Here is an 18,667-nt window from a genome sequence, read left to right on the forward strand (position 1 = left end):
CGCGTCAATAATCTCCAGAGGTTGTGAGGCTAATGTAACTTTCCTTCATCAGTGTGCGGAGTGGAGCTAAGCGCCGTCAAGTAAAACGTCATTCCATTACCAAGACGGCAGCCCCTCTGACCTGGTCGTTCGCCAGATCGGTGAGCGCCTGTGCAGCCTCTCCGAACGGGTAGAGGCTCGTCGCCACGCGTGGCGGGTGTGCCAGCGCCAGCTCCAGATAGGCGCGCCCATCGGCCCTGGTGTTGGCCGTGACGCTGCGGAGTGTGCGCTCCTGGAAGAGGTGCCTGTCGTAGTTCAGGACGGGCACGTCAGTCAGGTGGATGCCGGCGATGGCCAGCGTGCCGCCACGGTCGAGCGCTTCGAGCGCTGCTGGGACCAGGGTACCTACCGGCGCAAATAGGATGGCCGCGTCCAGTGGCTCGGGCGGTTCGTCCCCGGCGGAGGCGGCTCCCAGCTCCAGCGCGAGCGCCCTGGAGGCCGCGGATCTGGTCACCGCGTGCACGACGGCGCCCTGGGCGATGGCGGCCTGCACGGTCAGGTGCGCCGAGGCGCCGAACCCGTAGATCCCCAGCCGCCCTCCCGGCGGGAGATCGCAGCGCAGCAGCGCCCGGTAGCCGATGATCCCGGCGCACAGCAGCGGCGCCAGTCGCTCGGCGGGCACGTCGGCGGGCAGCGGATAGACGTAGTCACGGGGCGCGGTGAGGTATTCGGCGTACCCGCCGTCGGCGTCCCACCCCGTATAGGCCGAGGAGGGGCAGAGGTTCTCCATTCCCCTCAGGCAGTATTTGCACGTGCCGCAGGTGGAGCGCAGCCAGGCCACGCCCACCCGCTCGCCCGTGCCCTCGACGCGCCCGACGACCTGATGACCGGGCGTGGTTCGCGGCCGGCGCGGCAGGAGGTCGCCCTCCGCCAGGTGCAGGTCGGTACGGCACACGCCGCACGCCTCGACCCGCACCAGCACCTCGCCCGGGTCCGGCTCGGGCACGTCCCGCTCGACGGGCTCCAGCGGCCGCGTCGCCATCGGCCCCGGCTCGGCCACGACCCACGCCCGCATGGTCACGACAGCCTGGCGTGGGCGAGCGTGGCGTAGAGCGCGGCGCCGTCGGCCAGCACGGCGTCGTCGAAGACCGCCTCGGGGGAGTGGTTGTAGGGCGCCGTGGCCGGGTCGCGGTCGGCCGGGCAGGCCCCCAGGAACACGAACGCGCCCGGCACCTCCTCCAGCACGTACGAGAAGTCCTCGGAACCCATCACGGGCTGCGGCGACACGAAATACCGCCCAGGGCCGAACAGCTCGTCGGCCGTCTTGCCCACGAACGCCGCCTCGCTGTCGTCGTTCACCGTCACCGGGTAGCCCATCCCGAACGACGCCTCGACCTCCAGCCCGTGCGCCGCCGCGATGCCCTGCACGACCTCCACCAGCCTGCGCTTGATCTTCGTCCGGTTGTCCTTGCTGAACGTGCGCACCGTGGCCTCGAACCTGGCCTCGTCGGGGATCACGTTGTCCGCCGACCCGCCGTGGAAGCTGCCCACCGTCACCACGACCGGGTCGAACACGTCGAACCCCCTGGTCACCATGGTCTGCAGCGCCGTCACCATCTCGCAGCCCGCCGCGATCGGGTCCAGCGACCGGTGCGGGCTGGAGCCGTGCCCGCCGCGCCCCTTGACCGTCACGAGGAACGTGTCCGCCGCCGCCATGATCGGCCCCGGCCGCGACGCGAACAGCCCCGGCGGCAACATCGCCGACACCACGTGCATCCCGTACGCCGCCACGGGCCGCGCGCCGGCCGCGTCGAGCACCCCCTCGGCGATCATGTGCTTGGCGCCCTCGTAACCCTCCTCGCCCGGCTGGAACATGAAGATGACGTCACCCGCCAGCTCCTCCCGCCGAGCGCTCAGCAGCCGCGCCGCCCCCGCCAGCATCGCGGTGTGCAGGTCGTGGCCGCACGCGTGCATCTGACCGGGGAGCTGGGAGACGTACGGCAGGTCGTTCTTCTCGGCCACGGGAAGCGCGTCCATGTCCCCGCGCAGCAGCACGGCCGGGCCCGGCCTGCCGCCCCTCAGCACGGCGGTGACGGAGCTGAGCGAGGTGCCCGTCTTCACCTCCAGCGGCAGCCCGTCCAACGCGGCCAAAACCTTCTCCTGCGTGCGCGGCAGGTGCAGGCCGAGCTCGGGGGTGGTGTGCAACGAGTGCCTGAGCTGGATGAGTTCGTCCCGCATGTCACGGGCGGATTCAGTGAAGGACATGAGGAACATTGTTCATCCGCCGGGCGGGAAGTCGATAAGGCGCGCTCGGTACGATGTGCGTGTGACTCAGCGTAAACGGATCGACTCCTGGTTGTCCGACATGGACGGCGTTCTCGTCCACGAGGGTCGTCCGATCCCCGGTGCGGACGAATTCATCAAGCGGCTCAGAGAATCGGACAAGAAGTTCAGGGTGCTGACGAACAACTCGATCTACACCCAGCGCGACCTGTCGGCGCGCCTGGCCGGTGCGGGCCTCGAGGTGCCCCCCGAGTCCATCTGGACCTCGGCGCTGGCCACCGCCCAGTTCCTCGACGACCAGCGCGCGGGCGGCTCGGCGTACGTCATCGGCGAGGCGGGCCTGACGACGGCGCTGCACGAGGTCGGCTACGTGCTCACCGACCTCGACCCCGACTACGTCGTGCTCGGCGAGACGCGCACCTACAGCTTCACGCAGATCACCCGGGCCATCCGGCTCATCGAGGGCGGCGCCCGCTTCATCGCCACCAACCCCGACCCCATCGGCCCCTCCACCGAGGGCTCCCTGCCGGCCTGCGGCGCCGTGGCCGCCCTCATCACCAAGGCCACCGGCGTCGCCCCCTACTTCGTCGGCAAGCCCAACCCCCGCATGATGCGCAGCGCGCTCAACGAGATCGAGGGCCACAGCGAGACCACCGCCATGATCGGCGACCGCATGGACACCGACATCGTGTCGGGCATGGAGGCGGGCCTGTTCACGATCCTGGTCCTCACGGGCGTGACCCAGCGCGACGAGATCGACCGCTTCCCCTACCGTCCCTCGCTGGTGGTCGACTCGGTCGCCGACCTCATCGACCTCATCTGAACCTGACCCCTTCTGACAGGTACGGGTGGCACCCTTGGGTGCCATGACCCGCGTTTACCTGGAGATCGGCCCGAAGAAGGTGTTCGCCTGCTCGCTCGACTGGCCCGGCTGGTGCCGGGTCGCCAAGGGCGAGGAGGCGGCCCTCGACCTGCTCATGGACTACGTCCCCCGCTACGGCGCGGTGGCCGCGCGGGCCGGGCTGGAGTTCTCGCCGGGTGACCCGGTGGTCGTGGCCCGGATCCCGGGCAGCGACATCACGGACTTCGGCGCCCCGTACGCGGTTCCCGACCTGGACCAGGAGCCCCTGCCGGCGTCCGAGGCGGCCCGCGGCGTCGCCCTCCTCCGGGCGGCCTGGGCCATGTTCGACGAGACCGCCGCCACCTCGCCCGAGGACCTGCGCAAGGGCCCGCGCGGAGGCGGCCGCGACCTGTCGGGCGTCGTCCGGCACGTGGAGGAGGCCGAGCGCGCCTTCGCCAGGAAGGTGGACGTGCGGTACAAGCCGTACAAGGAGCCCGGGGACCGGGACGCCATGCGGGCGGAACTGGCCGACGTGCTGTCGCGCGCCTGGGAGCCGCCCCAGACGACCGGCTGGCCGCCCCGCTACGCGCTGCGCCGCGTCGCCTGGCACGTCATCGACCACCTCTGGGAGATCGAGGACCGCCGCTAGCCTCTTGACTCCGCCCGGCAAAGAATCGGCCCCGATTTCGTCGAGGTCTGGCCAAAATCACTCACCGGCTGCAACCATGTGGTGACCAAACGCGGTCGTCGAGGGGGACGGGCCGCACCATCAGCAAGCGCAAAGGTAAAACGCGTGGACGTACAGGCGGAGATTCGCGACTTGAAGCTCCGTGTCGACGGGCTCGAGGCGTGCGACCGGCTCGGCGACGCCACGCCGGGGGGCGGCGGGGAGCTGGAGCTGCTCCGTGAGATCAACGACCGCGCCAAGCGCCTGGAGACCCAGCTCGCCGCAATGAAGGCCGAGACGGCGATGGCCCGCACCGAGACGATCGAGCAGTTCGCGGCCGTCGACGTCGAGATCGCGGGCATCCGGCGGGAGATCAACGCCCACCTCGCCGTGCTCCCCGGGGACGGCGAGGACTACATCCCGACGCAGATCGCCGACGAGTTCGCGAGCGTCCGGGCCGAGATCGCGCAGGAGTTCAACGCCATCCGGTCGGAGCTGCTCGACGTGGGCATCAAGCTCGATCGCCTGCTCAAGAAGGACTACATGTGACGGTCGGCGCGGCCGGTGGTCCCGCTCCCGGGCGACCCCGGGCGCGCCGCTAACCGGCGGTGAGGCCGTCGGCGCGGTCCAGGAGGGCGCGCCGTTCGGCTCCGGGGGCGAGGAGGTCGGCCGCCTGGCGGAACAGCGCGGCGGCGTGGTCGCGGTGACCGAGGCGGGCCGTGAGGTCGGCCTGCGCGGCGACGGCCAGCGGATAGTCCTTCAGCGCGCCGGTGGCGAGCACCTGGTCGATCAGGGCCAGCCCGGCCGCCGGGCCGTGCGCGTAGCCGTGGGCCACAGCGCGATTGAGGGCGATCACCGGTGAGGGGTGGAGCGCCACGAGCTCGTCGTACCAGCGGGCGATGGCCTGCCAGTCCGTCGCGTCGGAGTCAGGCGCGGTCGCGTGACAGGCGGCGATGCGCGCCTGCAGGACGTAGGGGCCGTCGGCCGGCGCCGCCGCCAGCGTCTCCAGCCCTTCGCGGATCGCCGCGCGGTCCCAGCGGGCGCGGTCCTGCTTGTCCAGCGTGAGCAGGTCGCCCCGGCCGTCGCGGCGGGCCTCGCGCCGGGAGTGCTGGAACAGGAACAGCGCCAGCAGGCCGGCGACCTCGGACTGGTCCGGGAGCAGCCGGTGGAGCAGGCGTGCCAGCCGGACCGCCTCGTCGGCGAAGCCGGGCTCGCCGTCGGGGTCGTAGCCGCGGGTGAAGAGCACGTACAGGACCGCCAGCACGCCGGGCAGGCGCTCGGCCAGCGCCGGGCCGCTCGGGACGAGGTACGGGATCCGCGCGTCCGCGATCTTCGTCTTGGCCCGGGTCAGCCGCCGGGTCATGGTCGCGTGGGAGACCAGGAACGCCCGCGCGATGTCGGGGGTCGGCACCCCGCAGACGGTCCTCAGCGTGAGCGCCACCCGTGACTCCAGGGCCAGCGCGGGGTGGCAGCAGGTGAAGATCAGCCGCAGGCGGTCGTCCACGACCTCCTCCTCCGGGTCGTCCATGGCCGGGGCGGTGAGCGTGAGCTCCGCCAGCTCGTGCAGCTTGCGGCGCTCGACGGACGCGCGGCGCAGCACGTCGGTGGCGCGGTTGCGGGCCACGGTCATGAGCCAGCCGCCGGGGTTGTCCGGCACGCCGTCCCGCGGCCACCTCTCCAGGGCCTGCGCGAGCGCCTCCTGGGCGCTGTCCTCGGCGAGCGTCCAGTCGCCGGTGACGCGGATCAGGGTGGCGACGATCCGGGTGTAGGCGTCGGCGCCGACCGCCGCGACGGCCTCCGCGACGGTCCCGGCCCCGTCTCCTGCGCCGGTCCCTGCGATGGCCTCCGCGCCGGTCCCGCCGGTGGGCTCCGCGCCGGTCCCCGCGGCGGGCTCTGCCGCCGCGGGGGGCCGCGCTGCGCGTCGCGTCGTCACTGGCCGGCGAACGGACGCAGCTCAAGCCGCCCGTACCGGGCCATCGGGTGCGCCCGCGCCACCTCGATCGCCTCGTCGAGATGGGCGCACTCGAGGATGTCGTAGCCCACGATCACCTCCCGGGTCTCGGCGAACGGCCCGTCGGAGACCAGCAGCTCGCCGTTGCGGACGCGGACCGTCGTGGCGGCCGACACCGGCCCCAGCACGTCGCCGTCCAGCCGCCGGCCCCGGCTGTCATTGTCGGCCACCCACTTGTCGATGTCCTCGCTGCCGGTCGAGCCCGTGTCCGGTTCGGCGTCGGTGCAGACGAACATCATGTACTTCATCGATCGCTCCTTGCGTGTCGTGCTGTCACCAGCATGACGAACGGGCTCCCCGGATCCGGACACCACCCGGAGCATCCCTCTCAATCCGGACTCTCTACCCAAAGCCGACCCTAAACCCGGTAACCACCTCCATATCGCCAACGCAGGACCAATGAAATCTTGCGCGACAACAAGGGATTCCAGCCCGCGACGTTCTCGATTTCCGCGTGGCGCACGGCTACGCTCAAGGCTTCGTTGGGCGATTGTTCGCGTATTCCGTAGGAAAAACCTTGCTACGCAAATATGGTGCTGCAAATTGCCCGAAGGGAGACTATTAGCTTTTTGGGGGGATTAGATCGACTATTTCGAGGTCGATCCAGTCAAACTAGCTTATTTCCGGAGAAGTAGTGGCTGTTAGCGTTGGGGGCCACCGCTGGGTCAGGCGGTGGGGAAGGCAGCAGAGGTCAAGGCTCTGGAAGGCTGTCCAACCACTTGGCCTGATCTGTATCGATCTGATGTGCATGGCGTTCGCCGCGGCCAACGCCGGTCAGGCGGTGCCGCGCATCGTGCTTGCGGGAATCCTGGTCGTCGCGGTCGGCGGCCTCGGCCGCGTGTACGCGCCGCGCGTCCTGCCGTCCAGTCTGGACCGGGGCTTCTGGCTCGCCGGGGCGGGATTCGTGGGCGCGCTCGCCGCTTTCCGGGAGACCGCGTCGCTCATCGTGGTCGTCCTGGTCGCGCTGCTCTTCACCTTTCTCGCCGTGTGCGGCAGAAGCGTCCTTTACTTCCTGATCCGCAGGGCACGCCGGCGCGGAAGGGCCGTGCCCGCCCTGGTGGTCGGCGCGGGGGCGCACGGTCATCGGCTGGCGCGGGACCTGCTCGCCTACCCCGAGTACGGCCTGCTCCCGCTGGGCTTCCTGGACGAGACGCCGGGCGAGGACCCGTGCGTCCCCGTGCTCGGCGGGCCCGGAGACGTCGTCCGCGTCGTCCAGGCCCACGGGGTGCGCGCGGTGGTCATCGCCGGGCAGGGCCAGCAGTCGATCGCGAGAACGGCGAGGTCGCTCGGCTGCGACGTCTACCTCGCACCCGACCTGGGCGAGCTCATCATCGACTTCGTGACGCTGCGCGAGCACGTACGCAGCTTCCCGCTCGTGCGGATGCGCCCGGAGGCGCAGCGCGGCCTGTCCTGGCCGCTGAAGCGGGCACTGGACATCGCGGTCGCACTGACCGGCCTCCTCGTCAGCGCGCCGATCCTCGCGGTCTGCGCGGTGCTGATCCGGGTGGAGACCGGCCCCGGGGTGCTGTTCCGGCAGCGGCGCGTGGGCTACCGGGGCGAGCCGCTCGAACTGATCAAGCTCCGGACGCTGAAGCCCGCGGACACGCACGAGTCCGAGACCCTGTGGAGCATCGCCCACGACAGCCGGATCGGGCCGGTGGGCAGGCTGCTGCGCAAGGCCTCCTTCGACGAGCTTCCCCAGCTCTGGAACGTTCTCAAAGGGGACATGAGCATCGTCGGCCCGCGGCCCGAACGCCCGCACTTCGTCAAGAAGTTCTCCCGGACGATCCCGGGCTACGGCCTGCGCCACCGGATGCCGGTCGGCATCACCGGCTGGGCCCAGATCCACGGGCTGCGCGGTGACACCTCGATCGAGGATCGCGCCCGGTTCGACAACCACTACATCGACGGATGGACCCTGCGAGCCGATCTCAAGATCATGCTGCAGACGGTCTGGTCCCTGCTCCGGCCGGGCGGGGGCTAGACATGCGCGCCCTCTGCCGGCGGCCCAGTCTGGCGGCCGCCGCCACCGTGCTCCTGACCTGCCTTCCGGCGGGCCGCCAGGACCTGTCCTCGGGCGTCCAGGTGACGGCCGCCGACCTGGCCTCGCTCCTGCTGGTCGCCATCGCGGCGGCCCTCGTGCTGGCGAGCCGGCCGACGCGCCCGCTGCCCGGCCGTGCCGTGCCGCCCGTCCGCGCCCTGGCGGTCGTCTCCGCCGTGGTGCCCGCGCGGGCCCTGGTGCTCGCTCCCGTCGCGGGCGCGGCCGGGATCGCGATGCTGGCCTCTCCCGACGTCCTGGCGAGCCTGCCGGGCTACGTCAGGTACCTCCAGGTGTTCGTGCTGGTCCCGCTGGCGGTCCTGGTGGCGGTCCGGGACCGTACGGACACCCTGATCGTGGGCGGGGCGCTCGTCGGGGCGGCCGCGCTGCAGGGCCTGGTCGGCTGCGTCCAGGCGCTCACCGGCACCGGCGCGTCGTACGCGGGGGAGCGGGTACGGGCGGTCGGCACCTTCGGCGCGCTCGACGTCATGGGCATGGCGAGCGTGGTCAGCTACGGCGCGATCATCCTGCTGGCGGCCGGCCTGGCCTGGCGGGGCGGGCGCCGGGCCGCCGCGCTCGGAGGCGCCGCCCTGCTCTGCGTGCCGCTCGCCCTGTCGCTCAGCCGCGGCGCGTGGCTCGCCCTGCTGGGCGCGTCGCTGGTCGTGCTCTTCGTGCACAGCCGGGCGCTGGCGGCCAGGGTGATCCTGCTCGGCGCCGTGGCGGCGACCGTGCTGGCCCTCGGTCCGGGCGCGGGCTCGGACCTGCTGGGACGGCGGCTGGCCTCCATCACCTCCGCCGTCTCCCAGCCCGACCAGTCCGTGAGCGACCGCTACAGCCTGTGGCTCACCGCCACGAGGATCTGGCTGGATCATCCGCTGACCGGCGCCGGGCCGCGCAGGTTCGCGGAGCTGCGCGACGCCTACGCGCCGATCGAGCTGTCCTCCGGCAGCGACACCGACGACCCGGTGAACGGCTTCCAGCGCCTGCCGCTGCTCTCCCCGCACAACATGTACCTGCTGACGCTCAGCGAGCAGGGCCTGCTCGGGCTCGCCGCGATGTGCGCGTGCTTCGGGTCCATGGCCTGGTGGGCCGTGCGGGCGGCCGTGCCGGCCGCGGCCGGGCTGCTGGCCTGGCAGGGCATCGACTTCCTCTACGGCGACATCGGCGGGCCTTCGACCGTGGTCACGTCCGTCGTCCTGGGGCTGGTCCTGTCGCTCGTCGCCCGGCCGCCGGCCACGGCGGGCGGGGCTCCGGTCGCGCTGGGCGTGGCACGATGACCCCGTCCACATCACAGGCCACCTCGCCCATCGCTCGGGCCGTCGGCGTCACCGCCCTGCTGACCGGTCTGGGCTCGCTGCTCGGCTTCGTCCGCGACCTGCTGATGGGCCGGTTCTTCGGCGCCGACGCCGGCACCGACGCCTTCCTCGTCGCCTGGACGATCCCGGAGACCGCCGCGCCCCTGCTGATCGAAGGGGCGATGGCGTTCGTGCTGGTCCCGCTGTTCAGCCGGGCCATGGAGGCGGGCGACGACCTGAGGGCCCTGGTGTCGTCGACGCTGCCGTACCTGTGTCTCGGGCTGGCCGCGCTGACCGCGCTGACCGCCGCGGGCGCGCCGTGGCTGGTCGGCGTGCTCGCCCCCGGGATCCGGCGGCCCGACCTCGCCGTGGACTGCATGCGCGTGGCCTCGGTGACGATCCTGACGTTCGGGCTGGCGGGGTATTTGAGCGCGGCGTTGCGGGCGCACCAGGCGTTCGCGCCGCCGGCCGCCATCTACGTGGCCTACAACCTGGGGATCGTCACCTGCGTGTGGGCCCTGCGCGACCAGGGCGCGTACGCGGCGGCGATCGGGGTGGCCGCGGGCGGGGCGGGCATGGTGCTGGCCCAGGTCCCGGCGTTCGTCCGGCGCTTCGGGGCGCCCCTGCGGCCCACGCGCGGCGTGCCGCTGCCGATCAGCGCCTTCCTGCCGATCGCGGTCTTCACGCTCGCCCGCCAGAGCCAGGTCTTCGTCGAGAGGTTCGTGGGCTCGAATCTGGCCGAAGGATCGATCTCGCACCTCAACTACGCGCAGAAGATCGCCCAGGTGCCGATGGTCCTGTCGCTGATCGTGGCGACGGTGAGCTTCCCGCAGCTCGCCCGCGCCCTCGCCGCGGGCGAGACCGCGCGGGCGCGGCGCAGGCTCGCCGACGACCTGGTCTCCGCCTCGGCGATCGTGCTGCTCGCCACCGCGGCGCTGCTCGTCTGCGCTCCGGACGTCGTGGCCCTCCTGCTGCAGTACGGCGCGTTCACCGAGGCCGACACCGCCGCCACCGCGCAGATCATGCGGGTGTACGCGCTGGGGCTGCTCGGCCAGGCCGTGGTCGGGGTCGCCTGCCGCGTCTACTTCTGCGGCGCCCGCGCGTCCTGGTATCCGGCCCTCGCCATGGGCGCGGGGCTGGCCGCGACGGTCGTGCTGGCCCGCCCCGAGTGGGGCGTGACGGGGATCGCCGCGGCGAACGCGGCCGGGATCACGCTGACCGCCGCCCTGCTGCTCGCGGGACTGCGGAGACAGGGCGTCGCCCTGCCCGTCCACATGGCGCCGGCCCCGCTCGGCGGCCTGCTGCTGGCCGCCGCGGCCGCCACCGGCGCGGGCTGGGGCACGCGGACGCTGCTGGCGGGACTGCCGCCGCCGATCGCCCTGGCGTCGACCGGCGCCGCGATCGCCGTCACCTTCTGTGTCGTCGCGGCCCTCTCGGGAGCCACGGCCACGCTCACCAACACCACCAAGATCACCCAATTGATCAGGATGCGAGGTCGCTCATGACCGCGATGCCGCTGGTGCTCATGTACCACTCCGTGGACAAATACGACAGCGACCCGCTTCACGTCACGGTCTCGCCCGACCGCTTCGCCCGGCAGATGCGCTGGCTCGCCCGGCGCGGCCTGTCCGGGGTCTCGATGCTGGAGCTCACGCGCGCCCGCAGCACGCGCGGCCTGGTCGGGCTCACCTTCGACGACGGGTACGGCGACTTCCTCAGCGAGGTCGTGCCCGTCCTGCGCAAACACGGGTTCACGGCCACGGTCTTCGTGGTCACCGGCCTGATCGGCGAGCACAACGCCTGGGACGCCGGCTCCCCGCGCAAGCGGCTCATGGACGCCGAGGGCCTGCGCTGGGCCGCGCGGCAGGGCATGGAGATCGGCTCGCACTCGGCCGGTCACTACTCGCTGTCCGGGCTGCGCGACGACGAGCTCCACCAGGAGGTGGCCGGCAGCAAGGCGGCGCTGGAGGACCTGCTGGGCCGCCAGGTGAACGGGTTCTGCTACCCGTACGGGCACGTCAACGCCCGCGAGCTGGACGCCGTCCGCGAGGCGGGCTACTCCTACGCCTGCGCCATCTGGAAGTCCGAGCTCACCGGGACGCACGCGCTGCCGCGCACGTACGTGGGCGAGCGGGACGGCGCGCTGCGGCTGCACGCCAAGCGGGCGCGTCACCGGGTCCGGTGGGGCTGGTGAAGGTCCTGCACGTCATCACCGGCCTGGCCGCGGGCGGCGCGGAGCAGCAGCTGCGGTCCCTGCTGCCGTACCTGCGGGCCCGGTGCGAGGTGGCGGTGCTCACCGGGCACGGGGTGGTCGCGGACGCCATCGAGCGCTCCGGCGTGCCCGTCCACCACGTCGGCATGCGCGGAAACAGGGACCTGCGCGCCGTCGGCCGGCTGGCCCGGCTCATGCGCGGGCGCCGCTACGACGTGGTGCACACCCATCTGTACCGCGCCTGCGTGTACGGCAGGCTGGCGGCGTGGCTGGCGAACGTGCCGGCGATCGTGGCGACCGAGCATTCGATCGGGCGCGAGCACGTCGAGGGACGCCGCCTGACCCGCTCGATCAGGGCGCTGTACCTGGCCAGCGAGCTGCTCGGGCACCTGACCGTGGCCGTCTCGCCCACCGTGGCCGACCGGCTGTCGAGATGGGGCGTCCCCCGCTCGCGCATCGTGGTGGTCCCGAACGGCGTCGACGGCGCGGCGTTCGGCTTCGACGCCGCCCTGCGCCGGAGCACCCGGGAGCGGCTCGGCCTGCCCGAGAACGCGTTCGTGATCGGCGGCGTCGGCCGCCTGGAGCCGAGCAAGCGCTTCGACGCGCTGATCGGGGCGCTGCCGCCGCTCGAACACGCGGTCCTGCTCCTGGTCGGCTCCGGCTCCTGCGAGCCGCGGCTGCGGGAGCTGGCCCGCGAGGCCGGGGTCGAGCACAGGGTGATCTTCGCGGGAGAGTCGCCCGACGTGGGGGCCCTGATGTCGGCGATGGACGTGCTGGCCGCGCCCTCGGTGGAGGAGACGTTCGGCGTGGCCGTCGTCGAGGCGCTCGCGTCCGGCCTGCCCGTCCTGTACGACACCTGCCCGGCCGTCGAGGACCTGCCGCCCGGCTCGGCCCCGGGAGCACGACGCGTCCCGCCGGACCGGCTCGCCGTGGAGCTGTCCGGGCTCGCCGCCCGCCCGCCACTCAGGCTGCCTCCGCCCGAAGCCGTCCGGCTCTACGACGTCCGCCGCCAGGCGGACCAGCTGGAGCGGCTCTACCTGCGCCTGCTGGGCGCCGCACCCACCGAGGAGTGACGATGACATGGACCTGGGTCCGCATCACGGGCCTGCTCGTGCGATGGTGGCTTCCGCTGTCCCTGGCGCTCGGGGCGCTGGGCGGGGCCGTCTACGTGCTGGCCCGCGAGGCCGTCTACGCCGCCGAGGCCTACGTCGTGGTGGCCGGCGGCGACCCGGCGCAGGCGGCCGGCTTCGCCGCCGCCTATGCCCGGATCTCCAGTCATCCCGGATTCCTCATCGGCGCCGCGGACGAGCCGGACAGCCTGCGGGCGGCGGCCTCGCCCGACGCCCCGCTGGTGCGGCTCACCTCCGTGGCGACCGGCGCGCGGGAGGCCGCCGACCGCGTCAACCGGGCCGCCGCCGGGCTGGTCGCGTACGCCAACGCCCATACCGCCGACACCCGCGTACGGCTGGTCCCCTTCGCCACCGCGGTGCCTCCGCTCCGCCCCTCGTCCCCGCTGCCGCTGCTCAGCGTGGCCATCGGCGCCTGCGGGGCGGCCCTGGCGGCCGGCCTCGTACGGCTGGCCGCGCCGCAGGCCCGCCCCCAGGCGCGGCCGGAACCGGCGGCGCTGACCGGAGCGCCGGCGTGAGGGCCGCCCGGCCGGGGACCTCGCGCGCGGGGCTCACGCTGCGGGTCGTCAAGGAGGGCGCGGAGCTGGCCGCGTTGTCGGCGGAATGGGCGGATCTGTACGCGCGCAGCTCGGCCGCCACGCCGTTCCAGTCGTACGCCTGGCTCAGCTCCTGGTGGCGGGTCTACGGCACCCCGGGGCGGCTGCGGGTGTTCCTGGCGCACCGGGACGGACGCCTGGTCGCGGCGGCGCCGCTCAGGCTTGAGCACCGGTTCGGCTGGCGGGTGCTGACCCCCGTCGGGGGAGCGCAGTCCGACTTCACCGACATCGTGGTGGACGACTCCGAAGGCGACGCGGGCCTGCGCGAGCTGCGCGCCGGACTGCTCGCCCAGCCGGGCTGGGACGTCATCGACCTGCCCGAGGCGCGGCCCGGCGCGGCGATCCGCCGTCTGGCGGAGATCTGGGACGGCAGAGCCTGGACCCTGCCCGCCTCCACCTGCCTCCAGCTGCCCGGACAACCCATCGAACAGGTCCTCGCCGGGCTCCAGAGCCGCAGGGCCCAGCATGTGCGAGCCGCGCTGCGCAAGCTCGATGCGCTGAACGTGTCGGTGACCTCGGTCGAGGCGGACCGGGTCAGGGCGGCGATGGCCGAGCTGCTGCGATTGCACACCATGCAGTGGCAGAGCCGGGCGATCAACGCCCAGCACACGCAGCCGCGCTTCCTCGACCATCTGGCCGGGGCCGCGCAGGCGCTGGTGGCGGAGAACCACGCGGCGCTGTGGGAGTACCGGGTGGACGGGCGGCTGCTGGCCTGCGACTTCTCGTTGATCGGCAAGGACTTCGTGGGCGGCTACCTGTACGGGGTCCACCCGGACCTGCGGGCCCGGGCCGACCTGATCACGATGCTGCTGCGTACCAACCTGGCGTTGACGCACCGGCTGGGCAAGCCCGTGCTCAGCATGCTGCGGGGCGCCGAGCCGCACAAGGCCAGGTGGGAGGCCGAAGCGGTGGTCAACCAGCGGGTGCTGCTCGGGCGCGGCACCCGCGCGGCCGCCTACGCCGCGATGGCGGGCATGCGCAGGGCGGGCGGGGAGCTGCTGAAGAGGCGCTGCCCGCGCCTGGCGCGGAGGATCTCGGCATGGCGCTGACGCCGGGCGTCCTGCACGTCACGCAGCCGGTGGACGGCGGCGTGGGGGCGTACGTGGCCATGGCCGCCGCCGACCAGGCACGGCGGGGCTGGCGGGTCGCGGTCGCCTGCCCACCGCCTGATCTACTCGCCGGCCCGCTGGCCGGCGAGCTGGACCGGCTGGGCGTGCCCCGGCTGGACTGGACCGCCGGCCGCGCGCCCGGGCTCGGCGACGTCGTCCAGGCGGCCCGGTTGCGGCGGATCGTCCGCGAGTTCGGCCCCGACGCGGTGCACCTGCACTCGTCCAAGGCCGGGCTGGCGGGCAGGGCCGCGCTCAGGGGCCGGGTGCCCACGCTCTTCCAGCCGCACGGCTGGTCCTGGCTGGCCGCCCGGGGCGCCGTCGCCACCGCGGCGCTGACCTGGGAACGGCTGGCCGCGCGCTGGGCCGACCGGGTGATCTGCGTGGGGGAGGGCGAGGCGGCGCTGGCCAGACGGCACGGCGTGGCCGGCGACCTCGTGGTGGTGCGCAACGGCGTGGACCTGCGCCGCTTCAGGCCCGCCGGGCCGAGGGAGCGGGCCGAGGCGCGCGCCCGCCACGGCATCGCCGAGGACACGCCGCTGGCGGTCTGCGTGGGCAGGGTCACCCGCCAGAAGGGCCAGGACCTGCTGCTGTCGGCCTGGCAGCGCGTCGCCGCACGCGACGGGCGGGCCCGGCTGGCCATCGTCGGCGACGGCCCGCTGCTCCACACGCTGCGGTCGCGGGCCGTGCCCGGCGTTCACTTCGCCGGCGGCGTGGCCGACCCCCGGCCCTGGTACGCCGCCGCCGACGTGGTGGTGCTGCCCTCGCGCTGGGAAGGCCTGCCGCTCACCGCGCTGGAGGCCCTGGCCACGGGCAGGCCCGTGGTCGCCTGCGCGGTGCCCGGGCTCACCGAGGTGGTGACCGGGGGAGTCGGCGCGCTCGTTCAGCCAGAGGACGGCGCGGGGCTGGCCGAGGCGCTGCTGGTCAGGCTCGGGCAACCCGCGCTGGCCGGCGCCGAGGGGGTGGCGGCCGCCACGCTGGCGGCCGGGTTCGGCGTGGACGGCGCGCTGGACGGGCTCGCCGCGCACACGCTGGGCGTGATGGAGGGGGAGGCGTGCTCCAGCAGCCGCCTGCGGAAGGCCTCCGACGAGCCGGGGTTCGACGAACACTGCCAGACGCCGTGGGGACAGTAATCGGAGATCGAGTGATAGACCACGTTGTGAGTGCTGATCCAGTCGAGCATCCCCTCGACGAAGGCGGGACGGTCGCCGTTGCCGAACAGGCCCCACTCGGGGAACGAGATGGGCTTGCCGTGCTGCGCGGCGAAGTCGGCGTGGGCCCGCAGGCCGTACGGCTGGTCGACGTAGTCCGCGAACTCGCGCCCGGGCCCCTGGTCGTAGCTGTCCATGCCGATGATGTCGACCACGTCGTCACCCGGGTAGCACTGCGTCCAGGGGATCGCGTCCTGCCCGCGGCTGGGGGCGAAGTCGAAGCGGAACCGCTGGCCGGGCGTCTCGCGCATGGTCGTGACGATGCGCCGCCAGTACTGCTTCCACGTCTCCGGGTCGGGTCCGCACCTGCTGGAGTAGGTGGTGCCGTTCATCTCCCAGCCGAGCACGATGATCGTGTCGGCGGCGCCGGAGGAGACCAGCTTCCCGGCGAGTTTCCTGAAGCGGCCGTCGTGGGCGCCGTGCGCTCCCCTCGCCAGCCGCCGCGCCACGACGCGGTCGGACATCTTGGACTCGTTCGGAGTGATCATCGGCACGTTCAGCGCCAGGACGCGGCCCGGCTCGGCGGCCCGCCAGCGCGTCCAGGTGTCGAGGATCTCGGAGTCGCCCCCCTCGACGGACTTCCAGCGCTCGCCGGGGAGATAGGTGCGCCCGACCGCCACCTTGAGCCCCAGCCACGCCTCGAAGCCCGTCAGGAGCTGAGTGCCGCGCGCGTCGGAGGCGAGGAAGACGCCCAGCGCCGCGGGGCCGGTGGACGGGGTGGGCGTCGGCGTGCCCAGGCCCACCGATGCCACCGCCGCACCCGTGATTATCGCGAGCGAAAAGTACAGATATCTCTTTCCTGCCACGAACGCACATCCCCGATTCTTGCCTCTCCTTCCTTCTCCATACCCCATGTTTCGGCAATCCGGATATCCGACTCGCGATTTGCCTGATTTATAGCTTTCGCGAAGGAGAAGGAACATGCTCGATTGCACTGTCCCGGCGCTTGTGCTGCGATTCGATCCTAATAACTTTCACCATGGGACCCTCGGCGCCATTCGCTCCCTCGGCCGGGCGGGCGTGGAGGTGCACGGGCTCGTCGGGGAGGCGGACTCGCCGACCTCCCGCTCCAAGTACCTCGCGCGCGGGCATGCGTGGCCACGCGACGGGGACGTCGTGCGGACGCTCACGCAGGTCGCCCAGGTCATCGGCCGCCCGGCCGTGCTGCTGGCGCTGGACGACGCGGGCGCCATCGCCGTCGCGGAGCACGCGGCCGAGCTGCGCCCGCACTACCTCATCCCCGACCAGGTGCCCGGACTGCCGCGCACCCTCGCCGACAAGCGCCTGCTGGCGCAGCTGTGCTCCGCGCTCGGGGTCGTCCAGCCGGAGACCCGGCTGATCACCGGCGAACGCGACGCCGCGGCGGCCGTCACCGACTTCGGGCTGCCGCTGGTCGCCAAATGGGCGCAGCCGTGGCTCCTGCCCGCCGGCATCGGGCTGCGCAACACCAGCCTGGTGCGGCGGGCCAACCAGGTGCCCCGGCTGCTCCAGCACGTGGAGGGCCGCGACCTGCTGTTCCAGCGCTTCGTGCCCGGCGGGCCGCACTCGGACTGGTTCTTCCACGGCTACTTCGACGAGAACTCGCACTGCCTGTACGGCGGCGCGGGACGCAAGGAGCGCGCCTATCCCAAGGGCGCCGGGCTCACCACCTACGGGCGGTGGCTGCCCAATCCCGTCGTGGAGGGCACGGCCCGCGAGCTGGCGGCGAAGCTGGGCTACCGCGGCGTGCTGGACATCGACTTCCGCCACGACTCCAGCAGGGACGCCTACCACCTGCTGGACTTCAACCCCCGGCTCGGCGCCCAGTTCCGGCTGTTCAGCGACAGCAGCGGCCTGGACCTGGTACGGGCCGCGCACCTGCACCTGTCCGGCCGGCGCACGGTCCGAGGGAGGGCCGGTCACGGCCGGACCTACGCGGTGGAGAACTACGACCTCCTCACCGCCGGCCCGAGGAGCCTGCGCGCCCTGTGCTCGGCCGACGAGCTGGCCTGGCTCTCCGCCGACGACCCCCGGCCCTTCGTGGCCATGGCCAGGCAGGCGATGAAACGCGGATTCACCCGGCTGGCCCGGCAGCGGGCCTAGCGAATGGAGGAGAATGTGCCGGTCATCGACGTGGCGATCGTGGGCGCGGGACCGTACGGGCTGTCCGTGGCGGCGCACGCCCTGCACGCCGGGCTGGACGCGCGGGTGTTCGGTGAGCCGATGCGGGCCTGGGAACGTCACATGCCCAGAGGAATGCTGCTGAAGTCCGAGCCGGACGCGTCCCATCTCGGCGACCCGGATGGCAGGCACGGCCTCGACGCCTTCCATCGGTACTCCTACGGGGAGCCGGTGCCGGTGGAGAGGTTCGTCGCCTACGGCAAGTGGTTCCGCGAGCGGGCGGTCGGCCGGGCGCTGGAGGAGGCGCAGGTGACGGCCGTCGGCGTCGAGGGCGGGCTGTTCACGATCTCCCTGTCGTCGGGGGCGTCCGTGCCGGCCAGGACCGTCGTGCTGGCCCTGGGGTTCCTGCCGTTCGCCCACCGGCCCCCCGCCCTGGCGGCGCTGCCGCCCGAGGTGGCCACGCACAGCTCCGACCACCACGATCTGAGCGGGTTCGCGGGCCGGGACGTGACCGTGCTCGGAGCCGGGCAGTCGGCGCTGGAGACCGCGACGCTGCTGGCCGAGGCGGGGGCGGCCGTCCGGCTCGTCGCCCGGACCGGCGCCCTGGCCTGGAACGACGTGCCCGTCGAGTGGCGCCCGGTCATGTCGCGCGTGCTGGCGCCCCGTTCCCCGCTCGGGAGCGGCTGGCCCTCCGTGGTCTGGTCGCGGATGCCGTACGCGGTCAGGCACCTGCCGAGGGCGGCCCGCGCCCACATCGTGCGCACCACCCTCGGACCGGCCGGGTCCTGGTGGCTCAAGGAGCGCTTCGACGGCACCGTGCCGGTGACCCTGGGGACGCGGCTGGCGGCCTCCGAGTACCGCGACGGGGTCCGGCTGCGGCTGCGGGACGACGCGGGAGCGGTCACCACGCTGGAGACCGAGCACGTCATCGCGGCGACCGGCTACCGGGTGGACGTGGCCAGGATCGGGATCCTCCACGAGGACCTGCGGCGCGCGGTGGCGGTGCCCGGCCCGGCGCCGCGGCTCGGCCCCGCGTTCGAGACGTCCGTCGCGGGGCTGCACCTGGTCGGGCTCGCGGCGGCGGGGACGTTCGGACCGGCCATGCGGTTCGTGTGCGGCTGCGACTTCGCCGCCCGCCGCGTGACCAGAGGGCTGATGAGCCGCCTGCGCGGATCGCGGAGGGCCTGATCGTGCGTCCGGG

Annotated in this window: 17 protein-coding genes and 1 pseudogene; 13 read left to right on the forward strand and 5 right to left on the reverse strand. The window is 73.0% G+C overall.

Annotated features, from left to right (window positions below):
* Positions 1-88 precede the first annotated feature (88 nt).
* Entirely contained in the window at positions 89-1,054 is a 966-nt protein-coding gene (locus ACIBI9_RS04525) for a zinc-dependent alcohol dehydrogenase family protein (RefSeq protein WP_397220518.1), read from the reverse strand.
* A 2-nt stretch (positions 1,055-1,056) separates the two neighbouring features.
* Positions 1,057-2,244 (reverse strand): M20 family metallopeptidase, encoded by a 1,188-nt coding sequence (locus ACIBI9_RS04530; RefSeq protein ID WP_397220520.1) that lies wholly within the window; start codon positions 2,242-2,244, stop codon positions 1,057-1,059.
* Between the two features lie 61 nt (positions 2,245-2,305).
* On the opposite strand from ACIBI9_RS04530, the gene ACIBI9_RS04535 reads away from it, so the two are divergent.
* The 3 genes from ACIBI9_RS04535 (at position 2,306) to ACIBI9_RS04545 (ending at position 4,319) form a co-directional block, all read left to right on the forward strand.
* The gene (locus ACIBI9_RS04535; RefSeq protein WP_185073261.1) at positions 2,306-3,085 is read left to right on the forward strand and encodes an HAD-IIA family hydrolase; all 780 of its coding nucleotides are present in this window, start codon (positions 2,306-2,308) and stop codon (positions 3,083-3,085) included.
* 43 nt (positions 3,086-3,128) lie between these two features.
* Positions 3,129-3,752, forward strand: a complete 624-nt coding sequence (locus ACIBI9_RS04540) for a hypothetical protein (RefSeq protein ID WP_397220521.1) — start codon at positions 3,129-3,131, stop codon at positions 3,750-3,752.
* Between the two features lie 171 nt (positions 3,753-3,923).
* Entirely contained in the window at positions 3,924-4,319 is a 396-nt protein-coding gene (locus ACIBI9_RS04545; protein WP_397220522.1) for a hypothetical protein, read from the forward strand.
* 49 nt (positions 4,320-4,368) lie between these two features.
* Here ACIBI9_RS04545 and ACIBI9_RS04550 read toward each other — a convergent pair whose 3' ends face one another.
* Both ACIBI9_RS04550 and ACIBI9_RS04555 read right to left on the reverse strand, forming a co-directional pair.
* Complete coding sequence (locus tag ACIBI9_RS04550) at positions 4,369-5,703, reverse strand: RNA polymerase sigma factor (protein ID WP_397220523.1); 1,335 nt, start codon at positions 5,701-5,703, stop codon at positions 4,369-4,371.
* Positions 5,700-6,029 (reverse strand): YciI family protein, encoded by a 330-nt coding sequence (locus ACIBI9_RS04555; protein ID WP_397220524.1) that lies wholly within the window; start codon positions 6,027-6,029, stop codon positions 5,700-5,702. The genes ACIBI9_RS04550 and ACIBI9_RS04555 overlap by 4 nt, the downstream gene beginning before the upstream one ends.
* Positions 6,030-6,529: 500 nt before the next feature.
* Here ACIBI9_RS04555 and ACIBI9_RS04560 point away from each other — a divergent pair, with 500 nt between their 5' ends.
* Genes ACIBI9_RS04560 through ACIBI9_RS04595 form a run of 8 tightly spaced genes read left to right on the forward strand, consistent with a single transcriptional unit; the run spans position 6,530 to position 15,288 of the window.
* Positions 6,530-7,765 (forward strand): sugar transferase, encoded by a 1,236-nt coding sequence (locus tag ACIBI9_RS04560; protein ID WP_397220525.1) that lies wholly within the window; start codon positions 6,530-6,532, stop codon positions 7,763-7,765.
* A gap of 2 nt (positions 7,766-7,767) precedes the next feature.
* Entirely contained in the window at positions 7,768-9,096 is a 1,329-nt protein-coding gene (locus tag ACIBI9_RS04565) for an O-antigen ligase family protein (protein WP_397220526.1), read from the forward strand.
* The gene (locus tag ACIBI9_RS04570) at positions 9,093-10,619 is read left to right on the forward strand and encodes a lipid II flippase MurJ (protein ID WP_397220527.1); all 1,527 of its coding nucleotides are present in this window, start codon (positions 9,093-9,095) and stop codon (positions 10,617-10,619) included. Before ACIBI9_RS04565 ends, ACIBI9_RS04570 begins: the two co-directional genes overlap by 4 nt.
* Positions 10,616-11,308: a polysaccharide deacetylase family protein gene (locus ACIBI9_RS04575; protein WP_397220528.1), complete on the forward strand. Its 693-nt coding sequence runs from the start codon at positions 10,616-10,618 to the stop codon at positions 11,306-11,308. Before ACIBI9_RS04570 ends, ACIBI9_RS04575 begins: the two co-directional genes overlap by 4 nt.
* Positions 11,305-12,399 (forward strand): glycosyltransferase, encoded by a 1,095-nt coding sequence (locus ACIBI9_RS04580; RefSeq protein ID WP_397220529.1) that lies wholly within the window; start codon positions 11,305-11,307, stop codon positions 12,397-12,399. Before ACIBI9_RS04575 ends, ACIBI9_RS04580 begins: the two co-directional genes overlap by 4 nt.
* A 2-nt stretch (positions 12,400-12,401) precedes the next feature.
* Positions 12,402-12,971, forward strand: a complete 570-nt coding sequence (locus ACIBI9_RS04585; RefSeq protein ID WP_397220530.1) for a hypothetical protein — start codon at positions 12,402-12,404, stop codon at positions 12,969-12,971.
* On the forward strand, positions 12,968-14,098 hold the full coding sequence (locus ACIBI9_RS04590; RefSeq protein WP_397220531.1) for a GNAT family N-acetyltransferase: 1,131 nt from the start codon (positions 12,968-12,970) through the stop codon (positions 14,096-14,098). Before ACIBI9_RS04585 ends, ACIBI9_RS04590 begins: the two co-directional genes overlap by 4 nt.
* A complete protein-coding gene (locus tag ACIBI9_RS04595; RefSeq protein WP_397220532.1) occupies positions 14,089-15,288 on the forward strand; it encodes a glycosyltransferase in 1,200 nt (399 codons plus the stop codon). The genes ACIBI9_RS04590 and ACIBI9_RS04595 overlap by 10 nt, the downstream gene beginning before the upstream one ends.
* Positions 15,289-15,497: 209 nt before the next feature.
* Here the strand turns inward: ACIBI9_RS04595 and ACIBI9_RS04600 are convergent.
* Positions 15,498-16,289 (reverse strand): annotated as a pseudogene (locus ACIBI9_RS04600) (glycosyl hydrolase); the annotation flags it as partial.
* Between the two features lie 103 nt (positions 16,290-16,392).
* On the opposite strand from ACIBI9_RS04600, the gene ACIBI9_RS04605 reads away from it, so the two are divergent.
* Together ACIBI9_RS04605 and ACIBI9_RS04610 are read left to right on the forward strand one after the other, a co-directional pair.
* Positions 16,393-17,448, forward strand: coding sequence for an ATP-grasp domain-containing protein (locus ACIBI9_RS04605; protein WP_397220534.1), 1,056 nt, complete (start codon positions 16,393-16,395; stop codon positions 17,446-17,448).
* A 15-nt stretch (positions 17,449-17,463) separates the two neighbouring features.
* Positions 17,464-18,654, forward strand: coding sequence for an NAD(P)-binding domain-containing protein (locus tag ACIBI9_RS04610; protein ID WP_397220535.1), 1,191 nt, complete (start codon positions 17,464-17,466; stop codon positions 18,652-18,654).
* The last annotated feature ends 13 nt before the right edge of the window (positions 18,655-18,667 follow it).

Source organism: Nonomuraea sp. NPDC050451 (assembly GCF_044458585.1).

Excerpts from the sequence above, each read along its gene's own strand:
- ACIBI9_RS04585 (WP_397220530.1), top strand. The coding sequence starts at position 12,402 with ATGACATGGACCTGGGTCCGCATCACGGGCCTGCTCGTGCGATGGTGG.
- ACIBI9_RS04540 (WP_397220521.1), top strand. The coding sequence starts at position 3,129 with ATGACCCGCGTTTACCTGGAGATCGGCCCGAAGAAGGTGTTCGCCTGC.
- ACIBI9_RS04575 (WP_397220528.1), top strand. The coding sequence starts at position 10,616 with ATGACCGCGATGCCGCTGGTGCTCATGTACCACTCCGTGGACAAATAC.
- ACIBI9_RS04570 (WP_397220527.1), top strand. The coding sequence starts at position 9,093 with ATGACCCCGTCCACATCACAGGCCACCTCGCCCATCGCTCGGGCCGTC.
- ACIBI9_RS04595 (WP_397220532.1), top strand. The coding sequence starts at position 14,089 with ATGGCGCTGACGCCGGGCGTCCTGCACGTCACGCAGCCGGTGGACGGC.
- ACIBI9_RS04560 (WP_397220525.1), top strand. The coding sequence starts at position 6,530 with ATGGCGTTCGCCGCGGCCAACGCCGGTCAGGCGGTGCCGCGCATCGTG.
- ACIBI9_RS04525 (WP_397220518.1), bottom strand. The coding sequence starts at position 1,054 with ATGCGGGCGTGGGTCGTGGCCGAGCCGGGGCCGATGGCGACGCGGCCG.
- ACIBI9_RS04530 (WP_397220520.1), bottom strand. The coding sequence starts at position 2,244 with ATGTCCTTCACTGAATCCGCCCGTGACATGCGGGACGAACTCATCCAG.
- ACIBI9_RS04565 (WP_397220526.1), top strand. The coding sequence starts at position 7,768 with ATGCGCGCCCTCTGCCGGCGGCCCAGTCTGGCGGCCGCCGCCACCGTG.
- ACIBI9_RS04555 (WP_397220524.1), bottom strand. The coding sequence starts at position 6,029 with ATGAAGTACATGATGTTCGTCTGCACCGACGCCGAACCGGACACGGGC.